The organism is Corynebacterium sp. LaCa_282, from assembly GCF_057198125.1.
In genome coordinates, this window is the sequence record NZ_CP191095.1 from 2,330,377 (window position 1) to 2,344,315 (window position 13,939).

At 55.6% G+C, this 13,939-nt stretch carries 12 protein-coding genes and 1 pseudogene; 8 read left to right on the forward strand and 5 right to left on the reverse strand.

What is annotated here, in order from left to right:
- Positions 1-1,012: 1,012 nt before the first annotated feature.
- Complete coding sequence (locus ACP8KU_RS10970) at positions 1,013-2,839, reverse strand: phosphoenolpyruvate carboxykinase (GTP) (protein WP_023029444.1); 1,827 nt, start codon at positions 2,837-2,839, stop codon at positions 1,013-1,015.
- 361 nt (positions 2,840-3,200) lie between these two features.
- Here ACP8KU_RS10970 and trmB point away from each other — a divergent pair, with 361 nt between their 5' ends.
- The 7 genes from trmB (at position 3,201) to ACP8KU_RS11005 (ending at position 11,110) form a co-directional block, all read left to right on the forward strand.
- The gene (trmB, locus tag ACP8KU_RS10975) at positions 3,201-3,977 is read left to right on the forward strand and encodes a tRNA (guanosine(46)-N7)-methyltransferase TrmB (RefSeq protein WP_023029445.1); all 777 of its coding nucleotides are present in this window, start codon (positions 3,201-3,203) and stop codon (positions 3,975-3,977) included.
- Positions 3,978-4,571 carry an NYN domain-containing protein gene (locus ACP8KU_RS10980; RefSeq protein WP_005285198.1) on the forward strand — a complete coding sequence of 198 codons (594 nt, stop codon included), beginning with the start codon at positions 3,978-3,980 and terminating at the stop codon, positions 4,569-4,571.
- A gap of 14 nt (positions 4,572-4,585) precedes the next feature.
- Positions 4,586-6,739, forward strand: coding sequence for an MMPL family transporter (locus tag ACP8KU_RS10985; RefSeq protein WP_484483751.1), 2,154 nt, complete (start codon positions 4,586-4,588; stop codon positions 6,737-6,739).
- A complete protein-coding gene (locus ACP8KU_RS10990) occupies positions 6,740-7,768 on the forward strand; it encodes a lysylphosphatidylglycerol synthase transmembrane domain-containing protein (protein ID WP_302525318.1) in 1,029 nt (342 codons plus the stop codon). It abuts the gene before it with no gap.
- On the forward strand, positions 7,765-8,103 hold the full coding sequence (locus ACP8KU_RS10995) for a DUF3054 domain-containing protein (protein WP_005279751.1): 339 nt from the start codon (positions 7,765-7,767) through the stop codon (positions 8,101-8,103). Before ACP8KU_RS10990 ends, ACP8KU_RS10995 begins: the two co-directional genes overlap by 4 nt.
- A gap of 231 nt (positions 8,104-8,334) precedes the next feature.
- Positions 8,335-9,729 carry a triacylglycerol lipase LipS1 gene (gene lipS1, locus ACP8KU_RS11000; protein ID WP_005279750.1) on the forward strand — a complete coding sequence of 465 codons (1,395 nt, stop codon included), beginning with the start codon at positions 8,335-8,337 and terminating at the stop codon, positions 9,727-9,729.
- Positions 9,730-9,874: 145 nt separating this feature from the next.
- Complete coding sequence (locus ACP8KU_RS11005; RefSeq protein WP_484483752.1) at positions 9,875-11,110, forward strand: IS256 family transposase; 1,236 nt, start codon at positions 9,875-9,877, stop codon at positions 11,108-11,110.
- A 517-nt stretch (positions 11,111-11,627) separates the two neighbouring features.
- On the opposite strand, the gene ACP8KU_RS11010 is transcribed toward ACP8KU_RS11005, so the two are convergent.
- From ACP8KU_RS11010 to ACP8KU_RS11025, 4 genes are all read right to left on the reverse strand, one after another.
- Positions 11,628-12,047, reverse strand: coding sequence for a hypothetical protein (locus ACP8KU_RS11010; RefSeq protein ID WP_005279748.1), 420 nt, complete (start codon positions 12,045-12,047; stop codon positions 11,628-11,630).
- Between the two features lie 4 nt (positions 12,048-12,051).
- Positions 12,052-12,471 (reverse strand): hypothetical protein, encoded by a 420-nt coding sequence (locus ACP8KU_RS11015; protein WP_023018120.1) that lies wholly within the window; start codon positions 12,469-12,471, stop codon positions 12,052-12,054.
- A gap of 12 nt (positions 12,472-12,483) precedes the next feature.
- Positions 12,484-12,957, reverse strand: a complete 474-nt coding sequence (locus tag ACP8KU_RS11020) for a hypothetical protein (protein WP_005279744.1) — start codon at positions 12,955-12,957, stop codon at positions 12,484-12,486.
- A 306-nt stretch (positions 12,958-13,263) separates the two neighbouring features.
- Positions 13,264-13,509 (reverse strand): hypothetical protein, encoded by a 246-nt coding sequence (locus tag ACP8KU_RS11025; RefSeq protein ID WP_198012015.1) that lies wholly within the window; start codon positions 13,507-13,509, stop codon positions 13,264-13,266.
- On the opposite strand from ACP8KU_RS11025, the pseudogene ACP8KU_RS11030 reads away from it, so the two are divergent.
- Positions 13,466-13,654, forward strand: a pseudogene (locus tag ACP8KU_RS11030) (transposase); the annotation flags it as partial. The gene ACP8KU_RS11025 and the pseudogene ACP8KU_RS11030 overlap by 44 nt on opposite strands.
- Positions 13,655-13,939: the final 285 nt, after the last annotated feature.

A 13,939-nucleotide genomic window follows, 5' to 3' on the forward strand; every position in this document is an offset into this window, starting at 1 on the left:
AGAAAAGGCCAACAGGCGCTTTTCGTCCTGTTGACCTTTTCAACTCATGACAAGGGAACCTGTCCTTGCCTTCTCTGCTCCTTAGTATACTTGATTTTCATACCTCGCTAAACCGGCCATCGAAGTTGGTGAAACTCTAGAATGTTCGGGATAGTTTCGCTGAAATGCTGGCTAATTTGGTCCCAGAACATTTCACTCCCAGCCGGGAGCACTTCAGGATCTGCAGCGAGACGACGAGTAATAACTGCAGATTGAGAGGGCGTAGGGTATCTCGTAATTCGATATCTCGGGCTATAGCAAAAGCTATAGCTTTTGATTCTCATTCTCCTAGAGCTTTTTGTTCTTAGACTCCTGGTACCTTTTGGTTGCAAGATAAGTGCTGAAGGCGCCCATTAACGCGCACGCACCGGAGCTGATCAAAAGTCCCGTAGACGGATTAGATGTGGATATTGAGAAAATAAAACCCCAACTCCAATGGTCAACGCAAACAAAGCTGCAATTAGTATTGATGATTCGCGCATATTTCCTCACAATCTTGGGACAGTATCTGTTTGCCCGTGACTGAACTACCCCGGATTTTATCCCTAGACATTTGCCTTGATTCCCAATTTATCCTAGGGAACGTTTCGAGGCTTTCAAGATAAAAACTAGCATTTTCAATCCAAGATCGACCTCAGTACCGCTATTCCAGTGGTTTCATCGGGACCAGCCCTGGAAAGCAAATTCCTCTTGGGGTTTAAAAGTCGTAGTAGAATAATAAGGGCCCCAACGAGTGCCAGATCGTTGAGCCCCTCGGGCCTAAAGACCTACGTGAAGGATCGCGCTAACGAACTTCACGGTAGCGGTCACAAAGTTGAGGACTCCGCTCACCAAGTTAAGGATTACGGTTCCTTTGGTGGCGAGGTCTTTTCCGTTGTAACTGGGGTATCGGTTTAACCCCAACAAAGATCTAACCCCAGAGCTTTACGCTGCTGGGGTTAGCTTTATGCGGGGATTACCGCGGATGAACGCGTTAGGAAGCTGCGTCCTCCACGCGCTTCTTCAGGGCGCGGAACTGGTTCCACACTTCCTCGGGCACGCGGGAGCCCAGGAAGTTCAGGTACTCGGCGTTGTCTTGCATATCGCCTTCCCATTCCTTCGGGTCAACGGCGAGTGCGGCGCGAACGTCGTCGACATCGAAGTCAAGGCCTTCCAAGTCGATGTCCTCGGCGCGGGCAGTGCGTCCGACCACCGTGTCCTCGGCCTCTACGTTGCCTTCAATGCGGTCGATGATCCACTTGAGGACGCGGGAGTTCTCGCCGAAGCCCGGCCACAGGAAGCGGCCATCGTCGCCGCGGCGGAACCAGTTAACCAGGAAGACCTCTGGCATGCGGTCGCCGCCCTTTTTACCCATGTCAATCCAGTGCTGCAGGTAGTCACCGGCGTTGTAGCCCATGAACGGCAGCATGGCCATCGGGTCGTGGCGCAGCGCGCCAACTTCGCCCTCTGCGGCTGCGGTCTGGCCGGAGGACAGCAGTGCACCGATCATGGTGCCGTGGTCCCAGTCGAAGGACTGGGTAACCAGCGGAACCGTGGTCTTGCGGCGGCCGCCGAAGAGGATGGCATCAATCTTGACGCCCTTCCAGTCGTCGTATTCCGGCGCGGCGGTGGGGCACTGGGAAATCGGTACGCAGTAGCGGGAGTTCGGGTGGGCGGCCTTGGTGGACGATGCTGGTGTCCAGTCCTCACCGGTCCAGGAGATGAGGTGGTCTGGTGCCTCCTCGGTCATGTCCTCCCACCAGACATCGCCGTCATCGGTAAGCGCGACGTTGGTGAACAAGGTATTGCCCGGCTTCATGGTATCCATGGCGATCGGGTTGGAATCGTAGTTGGTGCCAGGGGCAACGCCGAAGAAACCGTTTTCCGGGTTCACGGCGTAAAGACCGTCCTCGCGCAGGTGCAGCCAGGCGATGTCATCGCCCACGACCTCAGCCTTCCAGCCCGGAATGGTGGGGGTGATCATGGCCAGGTTGGTCTTACCGCACTGGGATGGGAATGCGGCGGCGACGTGGTAGTTCTTGCCCTCTGGGTTCGTCAGCTTCAGGATGAGCATGTGCTCAGCCATCCAGCCTTCTTCCTTGGCCATGACGGACGCGATGCGCAGCGCGTAGCACTTCTTAGCCAAGATAGCGTTGCCGCCGTAGCCGGAACCGTAGGACCAAATCTCCTTGGTCTCTGGGAACTGGGTGATGTACTTATTGTCGTTGCACGGCCAAGCAACGTCCTCTTCGCCTGGCTGTAGCGGGGCGCCGACGGAGTGGAGGGCGTGGACGAAATCGCCGTCCGTACCAATCTTGTCCAGCGCCTCTGCGCCCATGCGGGTCATGATGCGCATGGACAAGACCACATAAGCGGAATCGGTCAGCTGCACGCCGAGCTTGGGCTCTGGATCGCTGATCGGGCCCATGCAGAAAGGAACGACGTACATGGTCCGGCCCTTCATGGATCCACGGAAGGCCTCCGTCATTTCTTCCTTCATGGCCTTTGGCGGCGCCCAGTTATTGGTTGGGCCCGCGTCTTCTTCCTTCGAGGTGCAGATGAAGGTGCGGGATTCCACGCGGGCAACGTCCGCAGGGTTGGACCGCGCCAAGTAGGAATTCGGGCGCTTTTCCTCATTGAGCTTGATGAGGGTGCCTTTTTCTACTAGCTCCGCGGCGAGGCGGTCAGCCTCTTCCTGCGAGCCATCCACAAAAGCCACCTCGTCCGGCTGGAAAAGCTCAACGCTTTCATTAATCCAGTCGATCAGTTTTTGATTGTCTGTAGGCAGCTCTCCAACGAGGCCCTGAATGGTGGCGGTCATTAAAAATTCTCCTCTGGATAGGATGTGAAAATCGGGGCACATCACGGCCCAACTTTGCCTTCCGACTCCAGATTAACCGGCAGAGCCAAAATATTGTTCACATTAAGTGTCATTTTTCCCACCCCGGTTATATCCACCGCCGTGAGCGGACGTTTACCAAGCGCACCACGAACAATTGTGATATTAGGCGTGATATTCTCCACACCATTTCGGGGGTAGACAAGTTGCCCGTTCGCCCGTTCCGCGCCACAAGACACCACCCCCGTCAAAGCCTCCGGTTATCCCCCTCCCCCATACGGCGGGGAAAATACCCGGCGCGGCATATTGCTTGCCATGCCTGGACAGGGAAAAATAGGGCGCGATGAATAGCACGGATAATTCTCAAAACACCCCTGCCGGAGAAATGCCGCCGGGTCGCCCGCCGCAAACGGACTTCAATGCGGTCTTTAATAATGACCTGGACTACCCGCGCCTGGGCAATGTCACCTTCCGCCGCGGCACGCTCACAGATAACCAGCACCAGCTTTTTGAGCAGCGCTGGCCCGAGCTGGGCCGCGTCTTAAGCGATGAGCTTATCGATGTCGATGAGTGGTTCGGCCGCACCGGTGCCAAGACCATCGTGGAAATCGGCTCCGGCACCGGCACCTCCACCGCGGCCATGGCGCCGCTGGAGCAGGACACCAATATCATCGCGGTGGAGCTCTATAAGCCTGGCTTGGCCAAGCTCATGGGGCAGGTGGAGCGCGAGGGCATCGATAATATCCGCATGATCCGTGGCGATGGCGTGGAGGTCATGGTGCGCATGATCGCCCCCGAATCCCTGGACGGCATCCGCGTCTTTTTCCCGGACCCCTGGCCCAAGGCGCGCCACCACAAGCGCCGCATCATCCAATCCGGCACGCTCAACCTCTTTGCCTCCCGGCTGAAGAAGGGCGGCGTCCTGCACGTTGCTACCGACCACGCCGGCTATGCCGAATGGATAGATGAGCTCGTGCACGTCGAGCCCAGCCTGGAGTACAAGGGCTGGCCGTGGCCGGATTGCCCGCAATTGGTGGACCGCCAGATCATCACCAAGTTTGAGGGCAAGGGCCTAGATAAAGAACACGTCATTACTGAATACCTGTGGGAGAAGAAGTAAATGAGCACCTATCTACTGGTGTGGGACGCACCCAATATGGATATGGGGCTCGGCTCCCTGCTCGGCGGGCGCCCCACCGCGGCACATCGCCCGCGTTTTGATGCCATCGGCCGGTGGCTGGTCTACCGCGCGGTGGATGTCGATGCCGATCCGCAGGCCGCGGTCTTTACCAATGTCTCCCCCGGCGGTGCCGATGTGATTCGCCCATGGGTAGAGGCCATCCGCAATGTGGGCTTTGGCGTCTTTGCCAAGCCGAAGATCCACGAAGATGATGACGTGGATCCGGATATGATCGACCACATTGAAAAACTGCGCGATGATCTCGCCGGCGTCGTGGTGGCCTCTGCCGATGGCCAGAATTTTCAGCCCTTGTTAGAAGAGCTCATCGATGAGGGCCTGCCTGTTACCGTCCTGGGTTTCCACGAACACGCCTCCTGGGCCGTGGGCCACCCCGAGATCGAGTTCGTTGACCTAGAAGATATTGACGGCGTCTTCCGCGAGCCGCTGCCGCGCGTCAACCTGGATAACCTGCCTGAAGGTGGTGCATGGCTCCAGCCATTCCGCCCGCTGGCTGCGCTACTGAATAATAGCTAGGAGGCTTACCCCACATGTTTGAAAAATGGGGACGATTTTCCTACGCACACCGCAAGGTCATTCCCATCGTCATCCTCGGTGCCATCCTTGCCCTCTTCGTAGGCTTTGGAACCCAGCTCGAGGAACGCATGAGCCAGGAGGGCTGGGAGGACCCGAATGCGGCATCGACAAGCGCGGCGCAAATCGAACAAGAAACGTTCGGCCGCGATAATTCCGGCGACGTGATTTTGCTCTTTAGCTCGCCCGATGAGAATTTCGATGCCGCCAAGGAGCACTTGGCGCAGCTCAAAGAGGACTACCCAGATCAGATTGACTCTGTCACCAGCTATTTCGATAGTAAGAACCCCAACCTAGTCAACGATGATCACTCGCTGGCCTTTGCCGCCATTGGGCTCAAGGGCGATGACGAACAAACCCTGAAGGATTTCCGCGCCATCGAGGGCGCGCTGACGGATACCTCCGCGCCGGTCAAGGTTGCCGGCGCCACGGCCGTGGCGGACGCCCTCGATGAAGGCATGGCAGAAGATATTGCGCGCGCTGAAAAGGCAGCGCTCCCGCTCGTTGGCCTGCTGCTTCTGGTGGTCTTTGGTTCCGTGGTGGCGGCGTTCATGCCGCTTATCGTCGGTGGTCTATCCATCCTAGGTTCGCTGGGTATTTTGGCCATCCTGGCCGGTTTCTTGCAGGTCAACGTCTTTGCCCAAGCAGTAGTCACGCTGCTGGGGCTGGGCCTGGCCATCGATTACGGCCTATTTATGGTCTCCCGCTTCCGCGAGGAGCTGGATAAGGGAAGCTCCACCAAGGATGCGGTGGCCACCACCACCGCCACCGCCGGGCAGACCGTCGTCTTTTCCGCGGCGATGGTCGCCGTCGCGCTCTCCGGGCTCTTCCTCTTTCCCCAGGCCTTCTTAAAATCCGTTGCCTATGGCTCGATTTCCGCCGTCGGCCTAGCGGCCCTGCTGTCCGTCACCGTCTTGCCGGCCCTGTTTGGCATGCTCGGGCCCAAGATCGACCTGTGGTCGGTGCGCCGCACCTCCCGCACGGCCCGCACCATTCAGGACACTTGGTGGTACAAGCTGCCGCGCTGGGCCATGCGCCGCGCCAAGGGCCTGACCTTAGCCATCTGTGGCCTGCTCATTGCGCTCGCACTGCCGATCATGAGCATCACCTTCGGCGGCATCAACGAGACCTACCTACCTCCCAACCACGACACCCGCGTAGCGCAGGATACCTTCAACGACGAGTTCCCTGCCTTCCGCACCGAGCCGGTCAAGCTCGTGGTGGAAAATGCCACCAACGAGCAGCTTGTCGATGTCGTCATGCAAGTCCGCGGCCTCGACGGCCTTACCGAGCCCATGGGGCCATCGACCGCCACCAAGGACGGGACCACTGTCCTTTCGGCCGGCATTAAGGACCGCGAAGACTACGCACGGATCGTCCACGAACTCGAGGATGTTAAAGCGCCCGAGGGCGTCAACCTGTATGTCGGCGGCACGCCAGCCATGGAGGTGGAATCGCTCGATGCACTCTTCCACAAGCTGCCGTGGATGGCGCTGTACGTCGTCCTCGCCACCTTCATCCTCATGGCATTAGTCTTTGGCTCCTTCGTGCTGCCAATTAAGGCCATTGTCATGACGCTTCTGACCCTGGGTGCCACCCTGGGCATCCTGACGCTCATGTTCGTCATCGGCGTGGGCTCTGGCGCGCTGAACTTCTCGCCCGGCCCGCTCATGAGCCCCATTCTGGTGCTCATCATCGCCATCATCTATGGCCTGTCCACCGACTACGAGGTCTTTTTGGTCTCCCGCATGGTGGAGGCCCGGCGGCGCGGCGATTCCACGGACGAGGCCATCGCCGCAGGCACCGCGCATACCGGCGGCATCATCACGGCGGCAGCCCTGATTATGATCGTGGTGGCGGGCGCCTTCGGCTTCTCCGATATCGTGATGATGAAATACATCGCGTACGGCATGATTTTTGCGCTGCTTATCGATGCCACAATTGTCCGCATGCTCCTCGTCCCCGCCGTCATGCACCTGCTGCGCGAGGATAACTGGTGGGCACCTAGCTGGCTGCACCACATGACCACTAGGCTTTCTGGTGGTTCTACCCGCCGCGGGAAGACCATTCCCTTCAGTGAATTAAAGCGGCGCCTTGAAGGAGATAAATAATTGAAAAATTGGCTGCAAGTTATCGCCTCGCTCATAGTGCTGGCCATCCTCATCTACGTCTTCCGCGATGAGCTGGACTTTTTGAGCGAAGGCTTCTCACGGCTCTCCCACGCCGAACCGGGGCCGATAACCCTCGTGGTCGTTGCCTCCGTCCTCTCCGTCGTGGCGATGGGTGAGGTCATGCGCCTGCTCATCCGCGCCGGCGGCGTGGAGGTGGAGGCCACGGAAACCGCCGCCCTGACCTTTGCATCCAATTCCTGGTCCACCACCATGCCCGCAGGCCCAGCCTTTTCTGCCGTCTTAACCTTCCACGTGCAGCGCACCTGGGGTGCCTCGGTGGTCCTGTGCGGCTGGTTCTTCGTGCTGTCATCGGCCATTTCCACCTTGTGGCTGGTGCTTATTGGGCTCGGCGGCGTGCTCTTCCTCAATGCCGATATGGCCCTGTGGTCCCTCATCGGCACGTTGGCGGTAATGCTGGCGCTCTCCGGCGGGCTCTTCTGGCTGAGCAATCACCCTGAAACGCTGGAGCGCTGGGTAAAAAAGCAGCGGCTGGTAAAAGGCTCCAAGCGCGAGGCCCTGCTTGAGCATGTGGAAAGCCTCAAGGAAGTGCACCTCACCCGCCGGCAATTCGCCTGGGCATCGTTCTACTCCTTGGCCAACCGGCTCATTGACATGGTAGCGCTCTGGGGCTGTGTCTGGGCCGTGACCGGCCAGATGCCCACGACCGACTCGGCCGATAACACCACCACCATCGCCGGCGTCGCGCTGGCTTATCTCACCGCGAAGCTGGCCGGCTCCGCTCAGGTCACCCCGGCGGGTCTGGGCACGGTGGAAGCGGCGATCATCGCCACGCTCGTGGCCACGGGCATGACCGCAGTCGATGCCACTAGCACGGCGATTATCTACCGCCTTATCTCTTTTGCCTTCATCACCGCTATTGGTTGGGTCATTTATTTCTGGCACTATGCCCGCAAGGGCATTACCTACGCCGCGCTATCCCGTAAAGAAAAAGAAAAGGAAACCGTATGACTTCCACGCGTATTGCTCCGCTCATTGACATCATCGCCTTGATGATTTTCGCCATCGCCGCCCGCCTCGCCCACGGCGGTTTGAGCTTTTCCGGCTGGGTCGATGCCTTCTGGCCCTGGGCGGTAGGCGCGCTCATTGGCTGGGCCATCATCCTCGCCACAAAGGTCCAGGGCAAGTGGAAAGAGGGCGTCGTAGTCTGGCTATCCGCCATCATCGGCGGAATGGCCCTGTGGATCATGGTCAATGGCCGCCTGCCGCATTGGAGCTTCCTCATCGTGGCGACCGTGATGTCCGCCCTGTTCTTCTTTGGCTGGCGGCTATTTGCCCGCAAGTAGCAGATCGTAAAAAGCGACTTACCCTAGAACGCGCATCAGTCAAATCAATTCAGCAAATTTTTGACTTCAAGCCGTCAACCCTACCCCTTATGGGGGTAATCAGCTCGAAATAGCAGTTACAACTAATAGTACGGGAAAAGCTTTTAGTGAATAATTGCCCGTATCCGAGTACAGAACTTCAAAATCGGATACCACTCAATTATCCCCACAAGAAGTTGAAAGGTTCCCGTAGTGAAAGCTGCAACACGTAATTATCTAGCGCTTGTGGCTTCAGGGGTTCTCATGACTGCCGCTTCCCCTGTCGCCGGCGCTATCGATTCCGCCGAATCGGCTCCACCAGTTGAAGAGCATTCAGAACTTCCAGAATCCGCTTTTATTGACGAGGCACTTAAAGGCTCAGGATCCGCTGAAGATTCACAAGAGGCGAAATCAATGGCCGAAGAAGCCTCCAAACTCCCTCCCCTTTCATCAGGGCTCTTGGGCCCAGGTGACCATATCGGAGATCAATACACCGCTTTCTACCACGATCCAGTAGAACTCGACTCCTCGGAGCCTGGACAGCTCTTCCGATCAGAATCTGTGCGCAACCCCAAAAATCCACTTGGCATCAGCAACGTCGGCCCCTATAAGGCAGACCGCATACTCTATTCTTCCACCAACCGTTCTGGAGAAAAGATCCAAGTAAGCGGGATGGTCATTGAGCCCAAGGCCGAGTGGGACGGAGAAGGCCCACGCCCTGTCGTAGCATTTGCGCCGGGAACCCAAGGTTTAGCGGACCGCTGTGCCGCCTCCCGTAAAATTGCAGACGGGGTTGGAGACTACGAGCAGTTCTATTTCCATCAGTACCTTAAGAAGGGCTATGCTGTAGTACTCACCGACTACGAGGGCCTTGGCACCCCTGGCATGCACACGTACATGGATCGCGCATCCCAAGGCCATACAGTCCTCGACAGTATTCGAGCTGCGCAGCAACTAGAAGGCTGGGACATTAACGAAACCAACCCAGTATTTATCAATGGCTACTCCCAAGGCGGTGGAGCTGCTGCCGCTGCTGCCGAGCTATATGATGACTATGCTCCGGAGCTCAACATCAAGCTTGCGACTATCGGTGCTGCGCCAACAGACCTTACGCTGTTGCCTTCTACCCTCGACGGCTCCTTGTATTTCCTCTTCGAGTCGTATGCCCTTCTAGGGCTAAGCAACTCCTATGGCGAGGATCTGTACTCGCATCTCAATGACCGGGGCGCAAGAAAGCTACAGGATGCGACGAATACTTGTACTATGGGGCTCCTTAAGACCGCCGGCACTACCGTTGAGCGGATCAGCAACGATGGCAGAACCGTGCAAGACTTCATTGACAGTGAGCCTTTCAAATCGATGCTGGCAGAGCAGCATATTGGCTACGCTGCTCCCGGGATTCCAGTCGTCATTACGCATGGCCGCGGTGATGACGTGATTCCGTACTCTACTGCTGAACAGCTCGTAAATGAATGGACTGAGCGCGGCGCCGATGTCACTTTCATCCCAAATAACGCCCACACTCACCCGACCGGCACTATTCCGCACATCATCGAATCAGTAAAAGCTATTGACGATGCGCTACAGCACGAGGAGGGAAGCCAGTAAATACTGCTCCCTTACGCCATGAAAAGGTTGCGTCCAGTAGCGTGGTGTATCTGTAACTGACGGTGGGCCCCTTATGAATGAGGCCGGCGACCACCGTAGTACCTTTCGATTCCGTAACCACACTTCCTCGAAAGGGATAACCACGATGGCCGCTAGCCCATATTCTATAGACCCGACTACCTACTTAGACGAATTGCTTGCCCAAGCATCCCCAGATCTCATGCGCGAGATGCTTCAAGGATTCATCAACCAAATCCTATCGACTCAAGCAGACCAGATCTGCGGCGCCGAATACGCCACCACGTCTAAGTCTCGAACCAATGTCCGCAATGGCTACCGCCACCGCGATCTTGATACTCGCGTTGGCACCATTGATGTCGCTGTACCCAAACTACGTACCGGGTCATTTTTCCCGGACTGGTTATTGCAACGACGCACTCGGGCAGAACGAGCACTAACAACCGTAATAGCTACCTGCTATTTAAAAGGCGTGTCCACACGCAGGATGAACGATCTCGTCGCCAGTTTGGGAATTAATAATCTTTCAAAGTCGCAGGTATCTGACATGGCTAAAGACCTGGACGAGATGGTCGAAGACTTCCGTACCCGACCACTCGATACCGGTCCATACCTGTATGTTGCCTGTGATGCATTGACCATGAAAGTCCGCGAAGGAGGACGCGTGGTCAAAGCTTCCGTCCTCGTGGCTACCGGGGTTAATGCCGAAGGCTATCGTGAGCTATTGGGCATGCAGGTTGCTACATCTGAGTCTGTGGCGTCGTGGACTGGGTTCTTTAGGGATCTTAAAGCTCGCGGACTTAATGAGGTCTATCTTGTCACCAGTGACGCGCATCTAGGAATCCAGCATGCGATTAGTGACGTGTTGCCGAATGCGTCCTGGCAGCGGTGTCGAACGCACTTTTCTAAAAACCTGTCTTCGATGGTTGCCAAGACCCAGTGGCCAACCCTATCGGCGATGTTTCATACGATATTCCAGCAACCAGACTCGGAATCGGTGTGGTCCCAAGCACGTGAGGTCGTAGCGTTTTGTGAAGATAAATTCCCCCACGTTGCCAGCTACCTGGAAGAAGCCCTCGACGAGCTCTTAGCTTTTACCAACGCCCCGAAATCCGTCTGGAAGAAAGTCTGGTCGAATAACCCTACTGAACGGCTCAATCGTGAAATCCGCAGGCGTACGGATGTTGTAGGCATCTTCCCCAATCGTGACGCTGTCGTGCGCCTTGTTGGTGCTGTCCTAGCAGAACAACACGATGACTGGATCCAGCAAAACCGCTACATGTCACTAACCAGCCTGGAACAGACCAAAGCATTGATTACCGCCAACGTCATAGACGCTGACACCACCAAGGAGGTCGCATGAACCAGTTAAAGCACCGAGCACGTGCTGGCCCCTGACACCATCACACTGCATGCTCTATCGAAAGGTAGAAACACCACTCAAACGGACTTGACCCCATGAAAAGGCTCCGATGGGGTTGCCCGTTAAGTGAAAAAGCTTTCCTTTCCGATCTCGTGGGGTAACCATGAAATAGTTGAACTCGGTCTTTCTTCTCTAGCATGAAACTAGGCGCACTAGCGGCCATAGGTCGCGATCAGGGGCGTGAACACCTGTGAGCAGATAGCAGGGCGCTTTTGTCCGGCAATGCGCCGGCGCATTCGCGTATCAGTATGAGCAACAGAACGCGCTCAAAACGTTAGGGCGTGCACATGCAAACGAGCACTAGGACGTGGCAATCACACGGGGCAAGGAGGTCGCGGGCGCGACTTCCGCGGCAGCACCAAACCTATAACTACTCGTAGTGGATTAATCGTCGCATCCTGTTTTCAAAACTCATCGCACTTGTTTGCTCACACCGAGAGTTTCATTGGCTAGCGACCTACTGTGGATGCTCTTCGCTATAGCGCAGCAAGGTTTCCGCAACAATCTGGGCTCCAAGTAAAGCTTCGTCACGCAGCTGTGCTTCGGAGTACTCAACGCCTTTGATGATTCGATGCTCAGCGTGGATAACACTCGCAGTCTGCTGGTCTGCACGGAAAACAACCGGCCACAGCGCACGATTATTAAAGTCGCTGATCCAATTAAGATCCGCTGCTTCGGACTGACGAGCCTGGATCATCCCACCAATACCAATGTTCGTGTCCTGATCAACGATGTAGACAGGAACCCCATTGACCTGAGTCAGCAATCCACCAGTCGACAGCTGCGAGCAGCTAAGCCCCTGAGTAGAAAGTGCCTCCCCAATAGATTCGACGGATGCTTCACGCAATGCTGGCTGCTTCTTTCCAAACAATCCCATGGTCTTACTCCGCCCCTTCAAAAAGTTCTTCGATCGTTCCCAGCGCATCGAACCCAACCTGCAGGCTAGCGTCGATTAGCGCATCCAGCTGAAATTGGGACACGCCTTGGGTGAAGTTGAAGTGATTGCGGAATACAATCGTCCGGCGTCCCTCGATGAGGTTAGGAACCACTTTGCCGAAAGCCAGGTTGTCATTCGTCGCATTAATAGCGTTCATTGCCACCAGCTTCTTATCCGACGGGATTGCTCCAAAAGACTCAATGCGAACAGTGAAATACTCACCCTCGGGAACGAAGATGGCAACACCTTGCGGAAATTGGGAGCCCCACTCGCCGTTTTCCTCTCCCGCAGAAATCTGCAACGTATTCAGAGACTTGACGAGCATGGGAGTAGAGAAAGTGGTGATGTCTTTATATGAACTCATTTTGCTCCTACTTTACAAGAGGTTCTCTAAAGGGAGATCCTTATTGATCCAGATTCTTTCCTTAGCACGCTCATTTAAGTCCTCATAGTAGCTTAAGAAATCTCCGATGGACTGCGCTTTTGCATCTGTAGCTTCTTTTGCTCCAGCCCATACAATTTTGTCCGGTTCGGAAAAATCTGCTTTAAGGATCGGATAGTCGCCGGCTAATGTATCGAAAACAATCGAATCAGCGATTTCGTCGTATAAATAAGGTGACCATGTATAGCGTTGGTAGCCTGCCTCATATCCTACGATTGCCGTCTGTTTTAGGGCTTTAACACGGAGGATAAGGGCGATCTCGAAATGAGAAGGACATTGCACTATGAATAATGGAGCTATATCTGTCTTGTTTTTATAGCTGTTTTCTTCAGCTATCCATTTGTTTAGTGCCACCGACAGCTTTATTGCTAATCGGCCAATATCGATTTGTTCGATATCTATCCACATAGATCTTCCATTCCGCACTTCAGAATTTGGGCCTGACCCCGGAAAGTAAACGCATTGTTCTCTTAGACGGCCACACCATCGCGTGTGAACTGTTCCCAGTACGTAGCATGGTCGTAGATTACAATTGTGCCAGCCCGACCGGGCCAGGTATCAGGTAGCCACCAAACAGAGTTCATCTCCGAGGGCAGGAGAGCACGGAATCCACGCCAAACAACGCAGAAATAAACGATGCCAAAGCGTTACGCCAGGTTGACGACAAGGCTTAGCGCCCGGCAGGCGATTTTACTCACCGGTTATTCCTGATGACTATTTTTTGATGCGATTGACCAGTACCGCTCCAACTATGGTGAGCAGTATGAGGATGAGAAACCCGAGGATCGACTTGTTTGCGATACCGACATAACCTGAAATTGCCAGCCCAAATAGTGCAACGACAATCGCATTAGGAGATATTTTATGCCTGTTCATTAGGCCTCCTTCACACTTGATCGTTAAATGGGCCTGACCACCGACAAAACGACTGAATCCGGAAATCCGGCGGCGTACCGACATTGTAGGGCTCTTCCTTAGCCGCAGGTCTGTGATCCGCGCGGTCGGCTCTATTCTAGCCGAACAACATGATGATTGGATCCAGCAAAAGCGCTACATGTCTGTCCTCGATTCAGAAAGAACAGATACACCACTTCTACGGACTTGACCATCCCCGCCACAAACAGAGTATCGAGGATGATTTTTACTCATCCTTTCATCGTGATCCGAACCGGCTAGCACAGCAGGAAGTTGTGTACGGTATTTCCCAGTCAAAGACCGGTTATCACCGTAGAAGAGTGAAAAGGGCTAGTACCACTAGCCCAGACCCACTAACGAGCCAACCTCAACCACGCATCCTGCCGTCTAGCCTCGGAGCCTTAAATCTGTGCGAACGTTCTCAGCTTAGAACGGCAGCTTGAATGGCACGCCTGCTGCGATCTGGTTGTAGGCC